The sequence below is a fragment of the Magnetospirillum sulfuroxidans genome, from assembly GCF_018224925.1.
Classification (GTDB): Bacteria; Pseudomonadota; Alphaproteobacteria; order Rhodospirillales; family Magnetospirillaceae; genus Magnetospirillum; species Magnetospirillum sulfuroxidans.
This window is the reverse complement of record NZ_JAGTUF010000013.1, coordinates 98,762-116,449: the sequence shown is the minus strand read 5'-3', so window position 1 is coordinate 116,449 and position 17,688 is coordinate 98,762. Positions and strand designations below refer to the sequence as shown.

Sequence of the window (17,688 nt, the reverse complement as noted above, 5' to 3'; positions counted from 1 at the left end):
CCCCCCTCCGAACTCAGCAGGAGAAGCGAATCACGATGCAGCCTCAGATGAAAGGGTTTTTCCGCAGCCTGTTAAAGGCTCGATGCTCTAGCTTTAGCGGAAACAAGGTTAAGGACGGCAATCAGAGCGACGCTCAGCCATAGGGTACCTTGCCACCAGCTCTGCCAGATACCATAGCTGACGCAGGCGATGATGAAGCCCGAGACCACGGCGGGGCCGGTGTGGGCGGCGACCCGTCCCGGTTGGCGGCCCAAGGTCCAGAATACCCGGCCCATGAAGGCTGCGGCGAGAATGGCACCGAGCAAGCCCAGTTCCAGCCAGATCTGGATCGGAGCGGAATGGGGATGTAGCGGTAATTGTGCTTCGGAAATGGACGCCCGCTGATTGCCGTTGACGATGATATCGTAGAAAACCTCGTCATCGGCACCGGGAATGACTCGCGACGCATCCAAAGCCCAACCGAAAAACGGTTTTTCCAAGGTTTTGTGAGCGGAAAACCGCCAAATGGTCAAGCGGTGGTGCGATGACGACGATAGCCAGGGGGCGTCATCATAGGCTTGTTGTGACGGCGGGATCTGCAAGGCCAGCGGAAAAGCGACGAGGATTATCGCGGCGGTACCGATGGCGCACAGGCTGGCGGTCAGACGCGGATACCGCCAGAACAGCAGGACAAGGATCGTGGAAACCGGCAGAACCAGTTTCGAGGCCAGGGAATGGCTGGTGGCAATGGCCACCGCTCCACCCAACCATAACAGAACTGCCCATAGGCGCAGGCCTTGTCGCCATAGAGGCAAGGCCGTCGGCACCAGCAGCAGGGCCATCAAGGTTATGCCGCGCGACAGGGACGACAGGCGGCTGTCATGTAATTCTGCGGTAATCGTGTCGCTGCCGGCCTGGGCGGAAAAGCCTGGGGTCAGATGTTCAAGCAGCAAGACTGTGATGGAAAGCGACAGGCCTGCAGCCAAGGCATACAGGAGCCGAATCCGCCATTGCGGCAACAGCATTGAGGTTGCTGCCAGCAGACACAGCCCGCTCAAGAATTCACCTCCCAGAACTAGGCTGGTTTTCAGGGTTTGCGTCTTATCGATGGCCCACAGCGTCGAAATGGCACCGAACAGCACGGTGGCGGCAAGGATGGCCAATAAGCTGCGGTCGAGGCGGGCCCACAGGCGGAAACGCCAACAATCATGTAAGCCGGCTAAGGCGATCAGAATGAATAATGGTGCCATGCCGAGCGGGGCGAATAGGGCAAGAAGTGGCCCCAACAACCCGACCATGAACAGAGCTGGGGCGGTCAGTCCGGTTGTGCTGATTGCTTTGGTCATAATGCCTGGATCATGGTGGCGACGATGCGATCAGAGGCGCGACCATCCCAGAATTCGGGTATCCGTCCGCGCTTGCCGCCGGTTTCCAGAATATTGCGGGCGGCGGTCAGAATGGCGTCGGGGTCACGACCGACCAAGGTATTGGTGCCCTCGCTGATGGTGACGGGGCGCTCGGTGTTGTCGCGCAGGGTCAGGCAGGGCACGCCCAAGGCGGTGGTTTCTTCCTGGATTCCGCCCGAATCAGTCAACACCAGCCGGGCTTGGGCCATCAGCCCCAGCATGGTCAGATAACTGGCCGGCCTCAACGGCAGGATGGCGCAGCCATCAAGGAAATGGTCAAGACCGGCAGCCTGGACGCGGCCTTTGGTGCGTGGATGCAGCGGTAGGATCACCGGCAGGCTTTGGCCGATGGCGTGCAGGCTTTCGAGCAGGCGGCGCAGGATGTCGGGATCATCCACGTTGGCGGGCCGGTGCAACGTGGCGACGGCAAAGGCCGGCGGCTGGGCGAAGCCATGGACGGCCAGGGTTTGCGTCGGCGGCACCGCCCTGGGCAGATTGGCCCGTAAACTGTCGATCATGACATTGCCGACGAAATGGACGCGGGCGGCGGCGATGCCTTCGCGGATCAGGTTGTCGAGGGCAGAGCGTTCAGTGGTGAACAGCATGTCCGACATCTGGTCGGTGAGGATGCGGTTGATCTCTTCCGGCATGGTGCGGTCGCCCGAGCGCAGCCCCGCTTCCACATGCAGCACAGGGATACTTTTTTTCACCGCCACAAGGGCGCAGGCCAGGGTTGAGTTGACGTCACCCACCACCAGGACCACCGGATTGGCGGTCTGATCGACGATGGGCTCGAAACGGCGCATTACTTCGGCGGTCTGTACCGCGTGGCTGCCGGATCCCACTTCCAGGTTCAGATCGGGGGCAGGCAAGCCGAGCTCGCGGAAAAAAGCATCGTTCATTTCCGTATCGTAATGTTGGCCGGTGTGAATCAGGACAGGGCGAAAGCTGCCACTGGCGGCCAAGGCGGCGTGGATGGGTGCTACCTTCATGTAATTTGGCCTAGCACCGACGATGCACAGAACGTTTCTCAGGGATTTAGGCATGCTTGAGCGGCTCTGCGAATGAATTTTCATGCGACCATACAGGACCGGCCCATTAGGTAAAAGCCTCTTCACCGCGCCGGATTTCCTTTTGCCGTTTGCCGACACTTGACAGTATATAGCCAATGATTTTCCGAAGGCAGTCATGAAACAGGTTATCCAAAGCGCCCGTACGGGCAAGCTGTCGCTGAAGCAGGTTCCCGAGCCCAAGGTGCGCGGGGGTACTGTATTGGTGCGCACCGAGGCTTCGCTGATTTCTGCGGGCACCGAGCGCATGGTCATCGACTTCGCCAAGAAGTCGCTGGCCGGCAAGGCCAAGGAACGTCCGGATCTGGTCAAGAAGGTCCTCGACAAGGCCCGTCGCGACGGATTGATGGCCACCTTCAAGACGGTGATGGCCCGACTCGACGAGCCGTTGCCCTTGGGCTATTCCGCCGCCGGTCGGGTGGTGGCCATCGGTAAGGGGCTGGAAGGAACCTTCCACATCGGCCAGCGCGTGGCCATGGCTGGGGCTGGTCTGGCCAACCATGCCGAGTTGAACGTGGTGCCGCGCAATCTGGTCGCCTCGATTCCTGACGATGTCAGCGACGACGAAGCCTGTTTCGGCACCTTGGCCTCCATCGCCATGTCCGGTGTACGCAATCTGGCGCCGCACTTAGGCGACGTGGTGGCGGTCCTCGGCGTCGGTCTGGTCGGGCAGTTGGCTGCGCAATTGCTGGCTTTGTCCGGCGCCCGGGTCATCGCCATCGATGTTGACGCCCAGCGTTTGGCTCTGGCCAAGGCCAATGGCGCCGAGCTGACCTGGGTGTTGGGTCAGGCTGGCCTGCCGGAAGCGGTGGCGGCCCTGACCGGCGGTGTGGGGTGTGACGGCGTGCTGATCGCTGCGGCCACCGATTCGTCCGAACCGTTGGAACTGGCCGCCGAATTGGCGCGTGACCGCGCTGCCCTGGTCATGGTCGGCAAGACCGGTACCGAATTCCCCTATGCCGCCTTCATGAAAAAAGAATTGCGCATTATGGTGTCGCGTTCCTATGGACCGGGCCGTTATGACGAGGATTTCGAGGGGCGCGGCGTCAAGTATCCGGTGGGCTGGGTGCGCTGGACCGAATCCGACAATCTGCGCGAATGCGTCCGGCTGATGAGCTCCAGTTTGCGTCAGCGTCTGGATGTGGCCTCACTCATCACCCATCGCTTTGCTTTCGACAATGCGGAAGACGCCTATGATCTGGTCACCACCCGGCGCGAACCCAGCATGGGCGTGGTGCTTAAATACGACAGCGAAACAAAGCCCGCCGTGGCGCCGGTATTCAATCAGGCGCATCCCGCCGCCGGGGCGTGCGTGCTGGGGGTGATCGGTGCCGGCGCCTTTGCCCGCACCGTGCTGCTGCCGGAACTGAAGCGGCTGCCCGGCATCACCTTCCAGACCATCTGCACCACCCGCGGTCAGACCGCCGACCATGCCGCTCAGGCTTTCGGCTTTGGCCGCGCCACCACCGAAATCGACGACGTGCTCAAGGATCCGGCCATCAATGCGGTGCTGGTGGCCACCCGGCACTCCAATCACGCCGAGCTGACCGCCCGTTGTCTGGCGGCGGGCAAGTCGGTGATCGTGGAAAAACCGTTGGCGCTGGACCACGCCCAGGTCAATCAGGTGATCGCCGCGCGCGAAACCTCGTCCGGCTTCTTCACCGTCGGCTTCAACCGTCGTTTCGCCCCCATGATCGTCGAGGCCGTCTCGCTGCTGGCCCGCCACCAGGGGGCGAAAATGCTGGTGCTGCGCGTCAATGCCGGGGCGCTGCCGGCGGAAAGCTGGGTCAACGCGGCGGAAGAAGGCGGTGGCCGTATTCTGGGTGAGGTCTGCCATTTCGTCGATCTGGCCCGCGCCCTGGCGGCATCCCCCATCATCAGTGTCCAGGCCGACGCCGCCCAGGTCAGCCATGGCGGCTGCGACGATCTGACCGTGACCCTGACGTTCCGCGATGGCTCGCTGGCCACCATTATCTACACCGCCCAAGGCGACTCGGCCTTCTCCAAGGAACGCTTCGAGTGTTTCGCTGGTGGAACAGTCATCGCTATCGACAATTTCCTCACCCTATCGATCACCGAGAATGGCCGCACGCGGGTGGAAAAGGCCAGGATGGGGCAGGACAAGGGCCATCGGGCCGAACTGGCCGCCTTTGCCGCCGCCGTCGCCGCCGGCGGTCCAGCCCCGGTGGATGAGGCTGAATTGGTCGAAACGGCGCGGGCCACCATTGCCGTGCTTGAGTCCTTGCGCGAAGGACGGCGGATCGTTCTGGGGGATTGATGGACCTCTTGGTGCAGATGGGGGGTGGCTTGGCCCTGGCCGCCTTTGCCCTGACGGTGCTGGCGACGCGGCGGGTGCTGGTCTATTTGCGCCAACGGCAAATCCTGGATTTGCCCAACGAACGCTCCAGCCATAGCTTGCCGACGCCGCGCGGCGGCGGTTTGGCGACCACGCCGGTGATGGTGCTGGCCTTGCTGGCCCTGCCCGATTTCCGCTTGCTCGCGGTCGGCGCGGTGGTGCTGCTGGCCATATCCTGGGTCGATGATCGTAAGGGTTTGCCGCCCGTGCCGCGCTTTGCCGCCCAGGCGGTGGTTGTTACCATCTTTTTGCTGCTGCTGCCGGCGGAGAGCCTGGTGTTTCAGGGTTTGCTGCCGGCCTGGGCCGACCACCTGCTGGCCGGGTTGTGCTGGCTGTGGTTCGTCAACCTGTACAATTTCATGGATGGTATCGACGGCATTACCGGGATCGAAACGATTTCCCTGGGATTGGGTGTCGCCTTGGTCGGTGGGGTGGCCGTGGCGGCGCCCGGCTTGGCCATTGCCGCTGTAGCCGCTGGTTTCCTGCTGTTTAACTGGCACCCGGCCAAATTGTTTCTGGGCGATTCAGGCTCGGTGCCGTTCGGTTATGTATTGGGGGGATTGCTGATCCTGCTGGCGGTTCAAGGCCATTTGGCCGCCGCCCTGATCCTGCCTGCCTATTATCTAGCTGATGCCACGATCACCATCAGCCGTCGGGCCCTGGCGGGGGAAAAAATATGGCAGCCGCATCGCCAGCATTTTTATCAACGGGCAGTGCAAGGCGGCAAGCGCCACGATCAGGTGGCCATCGCCATCGCTATTGGCAACGCCGCCTTGGTCGGCTGCGCCATGCTGGCCACCAACGCTCAGGTCGTGCTCGGCTGTGGGCTTGCCATCGTGTCGGTTGCGGTTTTGCTGATCGTGTTGCAACTGTGGTCGCGGGGGGGGCGAGCATGAAAATTCTGGTCACTGGGGCCAGCGGCTTCGTCGGATCACGGCTGGTGGCGGAATTGCTGCGTCGGGGGCATCAGGTGGTGGCCCCCATGCGTCGGCCGCGTCCCTGGGCCGGGGTGGACACCCTGCCCATCGGCGATTTGGGGCCGGACACCGATTGGTTGGCGACTTTGTCCGGCTGCGACGCGGTGGTCCACAGCGCCGCCCGCGCCCATGTTCTTGATGACCGATCCGCTGACCCGTTGGCTGTGTTCCGCCGGGTCAACCGCGACGGCACCCTGCATCTGGCCAAACAGGCGCATCAGGCCGGGGTCAAGTATTTCCTGTTCATTAGTACCATCAAGGTTAACGGCGAAAGCACGCCGCCCGACTGTCCGTTCCGGGCTGAAGACGCGGCTAATCCGCAAGATGCTTACGGCATCGCCAAGGCCGAAGCGGAAGCGGGTCTGCGCACCCTGGATGGCCTGGCTCTGACCGTCTTGCGCCCGCCGCTGGTGCATGGACCGGGGGCCAAGGGCAATCTGGCGGTGTTGATCAAGGCAGTCGCCAGGGGAATGCCCTTGCCGTTGGGGTTAGTTCGTAACCGGCGCTCCATGGTCGGCGTCGACAATTTGGCCGACGCGGTGGCCTTTTTGCTCGACCATCGTCCGGCAGGAAGGTTTCTGATTCGAGACGATGGCGACTTGTCCACCGCCGAGCTGGTTCGGACCCTGGCTGCCGCCCTGGGGCGGTCGCCGCGGCTGTTGCCGGTGCCACCGGTTCTGTTGGCTTTGGCCGCCCATCTGCTGGGCCGCCGGGCTATGGTCGAACGGGTGTTGGAATCGTTGGTGGTGGACGACACCCCCTTGCGCGCCTTAGGCTGGACACCGCCACTTTCCTTGCAGGCGGGCTTGGCCCGCATGGTCCGGGACGACAGATGAACCAATATCCAGAGACGCTGATTCCCGTCATCTTGTCCGGTGGGGCCGGTACCCGGCTGTGGCCGCTGTCGCGCGAGCTGCGGCCCAAGCAATTACTGAAGCTGAATTCAAACCTGAGCTTGTTGCAAGAAACGGCGGGACGCCTGGGCGGGCGGCCCATGGTGGTGTGCAATCAGGAACATCGTTTCATCGTCGCCGAGCAATTGCGCGAGTTGGAGATGGAGCCGCGCGCCATCGTCATCGAACCGGTGGGACGCAACACGGCGCCGGCGGTGGCGGTCACCGCCTTGCTGGCCACGCCCGAGTCCCTGCTGCTGGTGATGCCGTCCGACCATCAGGTGCGTGACGTCGATGCCTTTCGTCAAGCGGTGAGCCAAGCGGTCCCTTTGGCGCAAGCCGGCCAGTTGGTGACCTTCGGCATCCAGCCGACCGAGGCCAATACCGGCTATGGCTATATCAAGCGGGGGGATGGTTTCGCTGTCGAAAAGTTTGTCGAAAAGCCGGACCGCGAGACGGCGGAAGCTTATCTTGCCTTGGGCCAGTATCTGTGGAATGCAGGCATCTTCTTGTTCCAGGCCAAGACCTATCTCGACGAATTAGTCGCGCACCATCCGGCCATGGTCGAGCAATGCCGCGCCGCCTTGGATCAGGGCAGCTCGGATCTGTTCTTTTTCCGTTTGGCGGAGGAGCCCTTTGCCGCCATCAGCGGCGAAAGCATCGATTATGCGGTGATGGAAAACACCAGTCGCGCCGCCGTGATACCGGTGGACATGGGCTGGTCGGATATCGGTTCGTGGTCGGCACTGTGGCAGGAAAGTCATCGCGATGACAAGGGCAACGTGCTGTTGGGCGACGTTATCGCCGAGGGTGTGGATAATTGTTATGTGCGCGCCGATGATCGTCTGGTCGCTGTCATCGGTGTGCGCGATCTGATCGTGGTGGCCACCGACGACGCCGTGCTGGTGGCAGACAAGACCTGCGACCAGGACGTGAAGAAGGTGGTGGAGCGGTTAAAAATAGCCGGTCGGTCCGAGGCTACCCAAGGCAGCCGGACATGGCGGCCCTGGGGCTGGTTTCAGACCATAGACGACGGGCAACGCTATCGAGTCAAGCACATCCAGGTCAATCCGGGAGCAAAATTATCCCTGCAAAAGCACTGGCATCGTTCGGAACATTGGGTAGTGGTGACGGGTACCGCCCTGGTTACCTGTGGCGACAACACCTTTACCTTGCGGGAAAACGAATCCACCTTTATTCCCGCCGGAATGGTCCATCGCTTGGAAAATCCCGGCAAGCTGCCGCTCAGGATCATCGAGGTGCAGTCGGGTGAATATGTTGGGGAAGACGATATCGTCCGCATAGAGGACGATTATGGACGGGGTGTGAGGTAACCCGACATGGGGATGCAGTTGGCCACTTTACTTGTCGCCCCCGTGTTCCTGCTGGTTGCCGTGGGCTTGGGCGGCTGGCTCGTACCGCGAAGTGCTCTGGGTGTCCGCGCCATGGTGGGGGTGGCCCTTGTTTCCGTGGTCGTTTTGTTCGCTCATACCGCCGCTGGCCTGCCGTTGGCCGGGGTTGTCTGGACTCTGACGGTGGCTGGGCTGGGTGGGGTCTTGCGCCGCCCACCGTCACATGACGCCTTGTTTCATCCTCTGGTCGTCCTGGTGGCCGCCCACGCCGTTTTGGGTCTGATCCATGGCGGTGTTGCCTATGTGCCGTGGGGTGACGATGAGTTCATAAATTGGCTGCGTGCGGCCAAACAGCTTTACCTAGCCCGTTGGGATTTCTTGCCGCACATCCAGTTTTCCCTGCCGTCTTATCCCCAGGCTTGGCCCACTCTTTTGGCGCTGCCTTCGATCATGCTCGGGCGGTTCAGTGAGGACATGGCGTCCGTCCTTCCGTTCGCGCTGCATGTGGCCTTCCTTGGCGTGCTGTTCGACTTTGCCGGGGCGTTATCCAATCGGCGCACTGCCTGGGTGCTGGTGCTCTTTGGGTTGACGGTTGAGATTACCTGGAAGCTGCTGCCGCTCAACCTGATGTCGGAACAGCCTCAGATTTACGCCGTGGCCGCCGTGTTCGTGCTTTGCCTATGGGCGGAATTGGGCAAACCGTGCCAGCGTCGATCTTTGCTGTTGGCCGCTGGAATGGTGACGGCCCACGCCTATCTGATCAAGTCGGCGGCACTTCTGTTGGTGCCCGCCTTGATGGTGGTGGTGGGTTGGCCTTTAGTGGTCGGCTGGCGTCAATGGCGGTGCCGGATGGGAACAGTCGCCACGGAAGCGCTGCTGGCGTTGGGGCCGTTCACGGTCGTCTGGTTTGCCTGGAGTCGTTTGGCCGGGGATGGCGACCACTGCGCGACCAGCCTAGACAATTATCTCTCCGCATCGGGAGTAAGGCATCTGCTGGCTGACACTTCGGCCTTATCGGCCTATGTGCGGGCATCGCTGGAGTATTATGCCTCGTATAAGGTGCCGCTCAGCGTTGCCACCGGATTGGGGCTGGCCTTTGGTTTGGCGGCGACGGTTACCCGGAAGGTAACGGTGGCGACGTTAGTTTATGCGCTTCTATATCATGTCGTATTGTTTTGGAGCTACCAGACTTGCCCTGACAGTTTCAATTTCTTCCTGTCCTCACTACAGCGTTACATTCTGGTGCCGCTTCGGGTCTTGCACGTGTTGGGCTTGATCTTGCTGTTCCATGCCCTGCTGCCACGAGTGCCGTTCCCGTCGCGCCGTTTTGGCACCGTGCTGGTTGCTGCTGCCGCATTGTTGGCGGCGGGTCAGGTATGGTTCCTGCATCGTGGTCTTGTGGAAATCCGCCAACGCATCAACGGTGGAGAATTTGCGGCCATAGGGCAGGCGATCAAGGCGTCCGAAGAACCGTTGCGGCGGGTTGTCGCCTCGTGGAACGGTCGGCCGCGGGTTCTGCAAATGGCACGATTCGCCTATGCGTATCCACTTTATCCAACTTACCATTACTTAATGAATGCCGATGGTCGGACCTTGCCTTTCGCCTATTGCCTAGCAACCGGTGAGGGAGAAGTGGTGCGCTTGGACGCCTTGGTGCCCAATGACTGCGTCGGAACTACCTTGGAACAGGAATTGGCGGCCACCGACATCGTCTGGCCGCTGTCGTTATCCCCGCCCATGATCGATAAACTCAGGCCTTGGCTGGATCAGGGCTGTCCCATGGATCTTTCCGGTCAGCTGTTGGTTCGGCGTGGCGATGCCTTCACCTGCGGTCCCCCATGACCTTGCCACCTGCTCTTCACCGCGTCGTGCGGGTGGCCAGTTGGATGATCATGATCGCCGCGTTGGCCTATCTGGCTGGGGTGGTGGTGCATGCGTTGCCTCGATTGGGAGAATTTCTGCGCCGTGAAATGATCGTGCCCATGGTGCTGGCCATCCCCGCCTATACGGTGCTGCTGGGTGTGGTGGCGTTGGGATGGGCGGCGTTGGTGCTGTCCGCCATGCCGCGCGGGCGGTCGTTGCGGGCGCTGGTGGCGGTGTATGGCACGTCGCAACTTGCCAAATATCTGCCTGGCAATGTCTTTCATTTGGTTGGACGGCAAATGCTGGGGCAAGGGCACGGCTTTGCACAAAAAGCCATGGCGGTCGCCTCGGTTCAGGAAGGGGTGTCCGTGCTGGTCGCCTGCGTGGCCTTATCGTTGGGTGCCGAACTGGTGTCCGACTGCGTGATTGTTCCGGTCGCCAAAGGCCTCGGGGCGGCATTCTTGCTGGCGGGAGCGGTTTTGCTGCTGCTGGCGCTGGCCTTTCATCGCCATTTCGGGTCTTTCGGAGCGTACATACATGTACCGGCCCTGCTGGGGGCCTTGTTTTGCCATACGCTGTTCCTGGTGGGCAGTGCCGTGATCGTCCATGCCCTGGCGGGCGCGCTGGTCATGGCACCGCTGTCGTTCGCCACTGTATTGGCCAGTTGGTGCTGGGCTTATCTGTCGGGCTTTGTCACTCCGGCGGCCCCGGGCGGAATCGGTGTGCGCGAGGCTGCTTTCGTCGCCTTGCTGCCGCAACAGGACGAATTGGGCATGGTCCTGGTCCTGGTTTTCGCCATGCGCGTGATTTCGGCGCTGGGGGATCTGTTGTTTGCCGCCATTGCCTTTCGGCTGGGCCGGGTTCAGGCCGGTTGAGCGGCCATGGCGGTACGCATGGCTGCGGCCATGATGGTCAGCGTTGGCGATGCCGCCGGACTATCGGGAAAAACCGTCGAGTCGCACAGATACACCCCGGGCTCCAATCGACCATTGGCATCAACGCCCGCCGTCCCATACGGCAGCGTCCCGGCATAGTGCGAACTGGTTTTTTGACGCAGCAGCGGGACGCTGGGCACCAGGAATCCCTGGCAGCCAAGTGCGCGGCGTAGACTGCGCCATAACCCTACGGGCATGCCACCCGTGCGGCGCAGGGACAGCCTGGGTGCCCCGTTCGCTGCCAATCCCATGCGTATGACTGAGCCATGATCGGAATGAAGGTAAAGCCGACCGATCACCAAATGCTGCCGCAGAAGGCGTCCGACCGGCACCAATGCGGACCATAACCCCCCGGGGGTGAAATAGGCCCAAAGATGATCCATGGCCGGATAAAGCTGTACCGATGCCGATGGCAAGGCCGGGTCTTTCGGGATCACGGTGATGCAGCCGTTGGTCATACCGAAATATCCGGCGTCTTCCGCAGGGGCGACAGTGCCGCCGGTGACCAGGATGGGAAAAGTGAAGACCGGGTTGTCCAGCATGTCCAGAGCGGACACGGCTGGCAGGGTGCGTAACAGAATTTGCGCTGTTCCCAGGCACCCTGCGGCTACGAGGATCAGGTCGAACGGCCCGACCTGTTCCTGCTCTCCTTTCTCCCAAAGGATGGAAAGGGTGCGGGATTGGGAATGGACGGCCAGCACCTTAGCTGCGGTCACCTTGCAAAGCACGCCTTCGGCAATCATCCGCTCGATGGTGATCGAGGCGGAATAGATGGACTGGCGCGGACAACCGGCCATGCAGTCGCCGCTATAGGTACAGCATCGGGTCGTTCCCGGCCGTGTCTCCACCGCTAGGGTCGGCAGAAAAGGTTCCAACCGTAAATCGGGGGAAGAGCTGGTCCTTGCCGCCGCCAAAAGGCGGGCGATGGCTGCGACCGGGCGCAGTGGCGGGCGGTCTCCCGTGCCGCACAGCCCCATTTCGGCGGTGGCCCAGTCGTAGAACGGAGCCAGTTCGGCCTCGTCGATGGGCCAACGCCGCAAGTCGGCGGCGTCAAAACGCATGCCCAGCCCCCCCCAATAGCCGGTCAGACCACCGCGGTCACGGGCTTCCCACAGCCGGCCCCAGCCAGGTACCGGCATGGTGGGGCATTTGGCTCCCCAATGAGTCTTGGGAGGAGGAAAGGACAAGCCGTGCCGCTGCCGTGTCTGTCGGTAAAGGTCGTGCCAGTAACGGGGCGACGGTTCAAGGGAAGGAGGCGGAAGTGGGGGCGGGTCGGGCGGTTCGCGGCGTTCGAACAGGTGAGTTTCAGCCTGGGGAAAGCGTCTTTGCACCCCCAGCAAGGTGCCCGCGGCGGCGGCACCCGAGCCGATGATCGCGATGCGGATTCGCGCTCCTGGGGCCGCCACGACGGCTAGGGCCGCTTCTGCTGGCGGATCAGTTCGGCGATGATGCCGAAGGAGAGTGACTGCATCCCCAACATGACCAGCCCGAACACCAGATTGACGTTGGTCACCGGTTTATCGGTGATGCCCAGAAAATACATCGCTATTTGGATGATGAAGAGTACGCCGCCGATCAACGTACAAATCAGTCCGAACCGGCCAAAAATTCGCATGGGGGCGAACATTGCCAGGATGATCAGAATTTGACTGATGGCGATGATCGGATAGCGCAAGGAAATAAAGGACTGACCGGTGGTACGCGGCCGGAACGACACATCGACCTGGGTGAATCGCATGCCGTTGAAATAGGCGTCTAACAGAATTTGCTGGGAATAATTGTAGTTTCCGGGAATATGGAACTTGCTGAGATAGGCGGCGCCCAGGGCGATGATCCCCGGCTGTCCATCGGTGACCTCCTGTTTGGTCAGGAAGCCCATCAATGCATTGAAGAACTTGTTCCCCAATCTGCGGATCAAGGGCATGCGGTACGCGATGCGGTTGTGCCGATGACCATAAACCAAGTCAGCCCGGTCCTCCAGGATGGGAGAGATAAGGGCGGGAATGTCGGTGGGGTCATGCTGCAGGTCAGCGTCGAACTTGACGACGATGTCCGCTCCCCTTGCGATGGCCTCGTTGATACCGGTACGCACCGCCGCTCCCAGTCCCTGATTGATCCGGTGGGAAACCAGTCCATCGACGCCGGCTTTTTCCGCCTCGGCCACCGTGCGGTCTTTCGAACCGTCGTTGACCAATAAAATGTGAAGGCTGCCGCCCAAGCCGCCGATGGTATCGGCAATGGAACGCAGACCGCTTATCACCGCCGCGATGGAGGATTCCTCGTTATAGGCCGGAACCACCACGAAGAGCTGGAACGGTTTGCATGCGGTCGAATGCTGTTCCGGTTCGTCAGCTTGTGGATGTTTGGCGTCCATGGCTTTCATTTGTCACTGATTTTCTGGCTGTTGCGCGAAATACGACCGAAGTGCGCATACGATATTTTTCGCTTGCGCATGGGGATATCCCGGATAGGTCGGCAGGATCAGGACAGAGTCTGCCACGTGGCGTGTTTGGGGGCAATGGCGTTGGAAGGGGGCGAAGACGTCATAATCGGCGCAATTGCCGATGTGCTGGATGACCACGTCCAATCCAGACCACAGAAGATGTTCCTGGCAGGCTAGGCGGTCCGGCACCTGGATGGCGTAGCCCAGGAAAATGTCCTCGGCTCCGGGTAGGCTTTCAGGATGGGTGATTTCAGGAATCCCGCGCAAGCCGTCGGCGTAGATGCGGGCCAAGGCCAGACGCTGTTCCTGTTGCGTGCTGATCCCCGACAACTGAGTCAGGGCGATACGGGCCTGCATGGGAGTAAGGCGGCAATGCCAAGCGACGGGGAGGGTGTGGCGGACGATCGGATTGCGTTCGGTGGAGAAAAGGGCGGCACCCGTACGTTCACCCACCAAAGCAAGCCGACGGAAAAGGTGCCGGGTCAGCCATGGGAACACGAGACGAGACACCGCCATGGCAATGATGGCGCAATGGATGACTCGCTTGGCCAGCACTGCGGTGGCCACCTCGGGCCATTGGCGGATGGCGGTGCGGATGGTGGTGGCCAGCGTATCATCGTCGGTAATCACCATGCCGCCGAAGAAGCAGTTGACGTTCTTGGCCCTGCCGAAACTGAAGATGCCCACTTGGCCCACCGCCCCTGCCATCCGTCCGTGCCAGCGCCCGCCGAAGGCTTGGGCGACATCTTCGATCAGCACCGAACCATGGGTATCGCACAGGGCGGAAATCGCCGACAAGTCGGCCAACATGCCATGAAGGTGGGTGACGATTACTGCCGCAGTATCGTCGTCGAGTAAGGGGGGCAGTGTGATGGGGTCCAGGTTGCCCGAGCGTGGATCGACATCGGCGAAGACCGGTGTGCCGCCGGCGCAGACGACCATGTTGACGACGTCATATATGGTGTAGGGCGACAGAATCACCTTGCGCCGTTGAGTGCGGGCCAGGATTTCCCTGATCACCAGATATAACCCGACCCGTGCCTGCGGTACCGCCACCGCATGACGGCGTCCGGTCATACGGCAGACTTCGTTTTCAAGCCGGGCCACGTCGTCGCCGTCATGCACCCGTCCCGCCAGGACGTCCCGCGCCGCCGCCATGAAAATGTCGGGGGTGCCATAGAACTTGAAACGCGGCCAAGCGGTCATCTGCCGGATTCCTTCGGCACCAAACTGACGATTTGGTTGTGCCCCAGCATGAAGCGAGAATAGTGAGCCAGTTTCAGGCCGGCCAGCGCGGCGGCGCTTTCTATGCGGGCGCGATCGGGCAGGCCAAGGTTGCGGTCATAGGTGTCCGCCCCGAATATCCCCAGGCGCGCCCCCATGCGGTGCAGTAGGTCGGCCTGCGGCATGGGTGAGGTGACCACGATCCGCCCGCCGGGGTTGAGCCGGGCGGCGAAGCGGGACAGCAGCCCAGGCAAATCGGCCACATAGCCGATTACCGCCATGGCGATGATGGTGTCGAAACCGCTTTGGCCGTCCAACTGGTCGGCGTGCAGGAAGGTATATCCCGGATGCAGGCGCCGTGCCTCGGCCAAGGCGGTCGGGTCGGCGTCCAGGCCGACGAAGCGCTCTGCCGGCACTAGGTCGCACAAACGGCCTCGCCCGCAGCCAAAGTCCAGCACCCGTCCTTGCAGATGGGGACGCACCGTGTCGATGCGGATACGGGCCAGAAGCGGTGAAAATACCCCGTTCACGACGTGCCGTCTGTGTTCAATGACGCTTCCTTTCTTAGAACGCAGAGCACCCACATGGAAAAAAGGCGTGAGTTGAGCTTGTTCAACATGTTTTCCATCGCCATCAACGGACGAGCGTAATACTTGACTGCAGCTGGTGGAATCCTGAAATGCATGGAGCTGAGTACAAACAGATGTGCCAGGTTGCCGCCGTATTGCAGCCGGTCAACCACCGCTTTTCCCTCGAATGCTTTCAGCACAAGGTCGATATCGATCGAGGCTTCGTTGTCCTGGAAATATTGCGGGTCCAGTCGGTACCACAGCTTGCGGGCGCGGTCGAAAGCCGAGCCGCATTCAGGCTCCCACAACAGGAAGCGTCCGCCGGGCTTCAATACCCGGTGCACTTCGGCTAGGCACTGATCCAAATGAGGGTGGCTGTGGTGCAACGATTCGGTGACGACCATGTCGAAGCTGGCATCGGCGAATCCCATGGCGGTCATCGATCCGGTGACCACGGCGGAATCAGTGAACCGACGCCGGAAGATGGCGCATTGGGCGTCCGAGATGTCCAGCCCGACCACTTCGGCCTCATGTTCCTTGAAAAAGAGCGAATTCTGTCCGCCGCCACAGGCCATATCGAGCACGCGGATCCCGCCGAGTGCTACACCCTTCAGGATATCCGCGAACAACTCCTTGCGATACAGCAGGGCGTAGGGGCTGGAATAGCTGGAATCATATTCGCCAGCGATTGCGTTGTAATAAGCTCTCTGTGTGCTCAATGGGTCGGTCAAGGCCTCTGTCCTGGCTGGATTCCTACCGTCATTGCCGCTCAATCCAGTTCGAAGGCGTTCTTGTAATCCAGCTTCAGGGCTGGATCCTGGTCTTCCTTTTTCAGGAAGCAATTGCCGACGGTCAGCACCTCGATTTCGCTGCCCATGAAGCAGCGGAAGGCGTCTTCAGGGGTGCAGACAATGGGCTCGCCGCGGACATTGAAGCTGGTGTTGACCACCACCGGGCAGCCGGTTTTGCCCTTGAAGGCCGAAATCAGCGCGTGATAGCGCGGATTGGTGTCGGCGTGCACGGTCTGGATGCGGGCGGAATAATCCACATGGGTGATGGCCGGCAGGGTGGAGCGCGGCACGTTCAGCTTGTCGATGCCGAACAGGGCGTTTTCTTCCTCGGTCATGGCCCGACGGTGTTGTTCGGCCACCGGGGCGACCAGCAGCATGTAAGGTGAATCGCCGTCGATTTCGAACCATTCCGCCACGTCTTCACGCAGCACCGAGGGGGCGAAGGGGCGGAAGCTTTCGCGGTACTTGACCTTGAGGTTCAGCATTTTTTGCATGCTTGGTGAACGGGGGTCACCCAGGATCGAACGTCCGCCCAGGGCGCGCGGGCCGAATTCCATCCGGCCCTGCATCCAGCCGACGGCTTTTTCGTCCGCCAGGGCCTGGGCGGTTTGTTCGATCAGGTCGTCATCCGACAGCACGGTGAAAACGGCACCGGCAGCTTTCAAGCGGGTCTCGATATCGTCTTGTTGCCATACCGGACCGAGATACGATCCCTTCATGGCGTCCTTGCCGCCGCCGGTCACGCTGCGCGGTTGGCCCTTGTGAATGTGATAGCCGGCCAGGGCCGCCCCCAGGGCGCCACCGGCATCGCCGGCCGCCGGCTGAATCCAGATATTGTCGAAGATGCCTTCGCGCAAAATCTTGCCGTTGGCGACACAGTTCAGGGCCACGCCGCCGGCAAGACACAGATTCTTGGCCCCGGTTTCAGCCCGGATGGACCGGGCCAGTTTTAGCACGATATGCTCGGTGACCGCTTGGATCGACGCCGCCATGTCCATGTGGAACTGGGTCAGCGGGTCCTTATCGGCCTGACGCACTGGTTGACCGAACAACGATGCGAATTTGTCGTTGGTCATGGTCAGGCCGGTACAATAATCAAAGTAGCTCTGGTCCAGGTGGAACGAGCCATCGGCTTTGACATCGACAACCTTGTCCAAGATAAGGGCGGCGTATTTCGGCTCGCCATAGGGCGCCAGCCCCATCACCTTGTATTCGCCGGAATTGACCTTGAAGCCGGTGTAATAGGTGGCGGCGGAATAAAGCAGGCCGAGGGAATGGGGGAAATGCAATTCCTTATGGATTTCCAGGGAATTGCCCGCGCCCATGGCCAAAGAGGTGGTGGTCCACTCGCCGACGCCGTCCATGGTCAGTACGGCGGCATCCTCGAACGGTGACGGGAAAAAGGCCGAGGCGGCGTGCGACAGATGGTGTTCGGCGAACAACATCTTGCCCATCCAGTCGAAATCCGTGGCGAATTTCTTGAATTCCTTCGCCAACAGATCCTTTTGGAACAGCTTTTCCTTCAGCCACACCGGAATGGCGGTCTTGAACGAGGAAAAGCCCCGAGGGGCGAAGGACAGATAGGTTTCCAGCAGCCGTTCGAATTTCAGGAATGGCTTGTCATAAAAGACGACGAAGTCGATATCGTTCAGGCCGATTCCAGCCTCAGCCAAGCAATATTCGATGGCCAGCTTGGGAAAGGCCGCATCGTGTTTTTTGCGGGTGAAGCGCTCTTCTTGGGCGGCGGCAATGATGCGGCCGTCCTCGATCAAAGCGGCGGCACTGTCGTGATACAGCGCGGAAAGGCCAAGAATCTTCACCCGCAACCCC

At 61.2% G+C, this 17,688-nt stretch carries 14 protein-coding genes; 6 read left to right on the top strand and 8 right to left on the bottom strand.

All coding sequences use genetic code 11. The features are described 5' to 3' along the window. Positions 1-71 precede the first annotated feature (71 nt). Both KEC16_RS13765 and wecB read right to left on the bottom strand, forming a co-directional pair. Positions 72-1,325, bottom strand: a complete 1,254-nt coding sequence (locus tag KEC16_RS13765) for an O-antigen ligase family protein (RefSeq protein ID WP_211549885.1) — start codon at positions 1,323-1,325, stop codon at positions 72-74. Then, positions 1,322-2,431: a non-hydrolyzing UDP-N-acetylglucosamine 2-epimerase gene (wecB, locus tag KEC16_RS13760; RefSeq protein ID WP_211549883.1), complete on the bottom strand. Its 1,110-nt coding sequence runs from the start codon at positions 2,429-2,431 to the stop codon at positions 1,322-1,324. Before wecB ends, KEC16_RS13765 begins: the two co-directional genes overlap by 4 nt. Positions 2,432-2,573: 142 nt before the next feature. On the opposite strand from wecB, the gene KEC16_RS13755 reads away from it, so the two are divergent. The 6 genes from KEC16_RS13755 (at position 2,574) to KEC16_RS13730 (ending at position 10,771) form a co-directional block, all read left to right on the top strand. Further along, a complete protein-coding gene (locus KEC16_RS13755) occupies positions 2,574-4,733 on the top strand; it encodes a bi-domain-containing oxidoreductase (RefSeq protein ID WP_211549881.1) in 2,160 nt (719 codons plus the stop codon). Beyond that, positions 4,733-5,707, top strand: coding sequence for an MraY family glycosyltransferase (locus tag KEC16_RS13750; protein ID WP_249209180.1), 975 nt, complete (start codon positions 4,733-4,735; stop codon positions 5,705-5,707). Before KEC16_RS13755 ends, KEC16_RS13750 begins: the two co-directional genes overlap by 1 nt. Further along, positions 5,704-6,624, top strand: coding sequence for an NAD-dependent epimerase/dehydratase family protein (locus tag KEC16_RS13745; protein ID WP_211549879.1), 921 nt, complete (start codon positions 5,704-5,706; stop codon positions 6,622-6,624). Before KEC16_RS13750 ends, KEC16_RS13745 begins: the two co-directional genes overlap by 4 nt. Then, positions 6,621-8,015 (top strand): mannose-1-phosphate guanylyltransferase/mannose-6-phosphate isomerase, encoded by a 1,395-nt coding sequence (locus tag KEC16_RS13740; RefSeq protein WP_211549877.1) that lies wholly within the window; start codon positions 6,621-6,623, stop codon positions 8,013-8,015. The genes KEC16_RS13745 and KEC16_RS13740 overlap by 4 nt, the downstream gene beginning before the upstream one ends. A 273-nt stretch (positions 8,016-8,288) precedes the next feature. Beyond that, positions 8,289-9,875 carry a hypothetical protein gene (locus KEC16_RS13735; RefSeq protein ID WP_211549875.1) on the top strand — a complete coding sequence of 529 codons (1,587 nt, stop codon included), beginning with the start codon at positions 8,289-8,291 and terminating at the stop codon, positions 9,873-9,875. Continuing rightward, complete coding sequence (locus KEC16_RS13730; protein WP_211549873.1) at positions 9,872-10,771, top strand: hypothetical protein; 900 nt, start codon at positions 9,872-9,874, stop codon at positions 10,769-10,771. The genes KEC16_RS13735 and KEC16_RS13730 overlap by 4 nt, the downstream gene beginning before the upstream one ends. On the opposite strand, the gene KEC16_RS13725 is transcribed toward KEC16_RS13730, so the two are convergent. The 6 genes from KEC16_RS13725 to KEC16_RS13700 all read right to left on the bottom strand — a co-directional run bounded on the left by KEC16_RS13725 (position 10,759) and on the right by KEC16_RS13700 (position 17,678). Continuing rightward, positions 10,759-11,892 carry a GMC oxidoreductase gene (locus tag KEC16_RS13725; protein WP_211549871.1) on the bottom strand — a complete coding sequence of 378 codons (1,134 nt, stop codon included), beginning with the start codon at positions 11,890-11,892 and terminating at the stop codon, positions 10,759-10,761. The two genes, KEC16_RS13730 and KEC16_RS13725, sit on opposite strands and share 13 nt — an antisense overlap. 350 nt (positions 11,893-12,242) lie before the next feature. Beyond that, the gene (locus KEC16_RS13720) at positions 12,243-13,214 is read right to left on the bottom strand and encodes a glycosyltransferase family 2 protein (RefSeq protein ID WP_211549869.1); all 972 of its coding nucleotides are present in this window, start codon (positions 13,212-13,214) and stop codon (positions 12,243-12,245) included. Positions 13,215-13,217: 3 nt separating this feature from the next. Beyond that, complete coding sequence (locus KEC16_RS13715; RefSeq protein ID WP_211549866.1) at positions 13,218-14,480, bottom strand: DegT/DnrJ/EryC1/StrS family aminotransferase; 1,263 nt, start codon at positions 14,478-14,480, stop codon at positions 13,218-13,220. Next, the gene (locus KEC16_RS13710; protein ID WP_211549864.1) at positions 14,477-15,028 is read right to left on the bottom strand and encodes a class I SAM-dependent methyltransferase; all 552 of its coding nucleotides are present in this window, start codon (positions 15,026-15,028) and stop codon (positions 14,477-14,479) included. Before KEC16_RS13710 ends, KEC16_RS13715 begins: the two co-directional genes overlap by 4 nt. Beyond that, positions 15,025-15,798 (bottom strand): class I SAM-dependent methyltransferase, encoded by a 774-nt coding sequence (locus KEC16_RS13705; protein ID WP_211549862.1) that lies wholly within the window; start codon positions 15,796-15,798, stop codon positions 15,025-15,027. The genes KEC16_RS13710 and KEC16_RS13705 overlap by 4 nt, the downstream gene beginning before the upstream one ends. 38 nt (positions 15,799-15,836) lie before the next feature. Continuing rightward, positions 15,837-17,678: a carbamoyltransferase family protein gene (locus KEC16_RS13700; RefSeq protein WP_211549860.1), complete on the bottom strand. Its 1,842-nt coding sequence runs from the start codon at positions 17,676-17,678 to the stop codon at positions 15,837-15,839. Between the last annotated feature and the right edge of the window lie 10 nt (positions 17,679-17,688).

Coding starts and splice junctions, on each gene's coding strand:
- KEC16_RS13750 (WP_249209180.1), top strand. CDS start 4,733: ATGGACCTCTTGGTGCAGATGGGGGGTGGCTTGGCCCTGGCCGCCTTT.
- KEC16_RS13725 (WP_211549871.1), bottom strand. CDS start 11,892: ATGCGTTTTGACGCCGCCGACTTGCGGCGTTGGCCCATCGACGAGGCC.
- wecB (WP_211549883.1), bottom strand. CDS start 2,431: ATGCCTAAATCCCTGAGAAACGTTCTGTGCATCGTCGGTGCTAGGCCA.
- KEC16_RS13740 (WP_211549877.1), top strand. CDS start 6,621: ATGAACCAATATCCAGAGACGCTGATTCCCGTCATCTTGTCCGGTGGG.
- KEC16_RS13715 (WP_211549866.1), bottom strand. CDS start 14,480: ATGACCGCTTGGCCGCGTTTCAAGTTCTATGGCACCCCCGACATTTTC.
- KEC16_RS13720 (WP_211549869.1), bottom strand. CDS start 13,214: ATGAAAGCCATGGACGCCAAACATCCACAAGCTGACGAACCGGAACAG.
- KEC16_RS13745 (WP_211549879.1), top strand. CDS start 5,704: ATGAAAATTCTGGTCACTGGGGCCAGCGGCTTCGTCGGATCACGGCTG.
- KEC16_RS13765 (WP_211549885.1), bottom strand. CDS start 1,325: ATGACCAAAGCAATCAGCACAACCGGACTGACCGCCCCAGCTCTGTTC.
- KEC16_RS13755 (WP_211549881.1), top strand. CDS start 2,574: ATGAAACAGGTTATCCAAAGCGCCCGTACGGGCAAGCTGTCGCTGAAG.
- KEC16_RS13730 (WP_211549873.1), top strand. CDS start 9,872: ATGACCTTGCCACCTGCTCTTCACCGCGTCGTGCGGGTGGCCAGTTGG.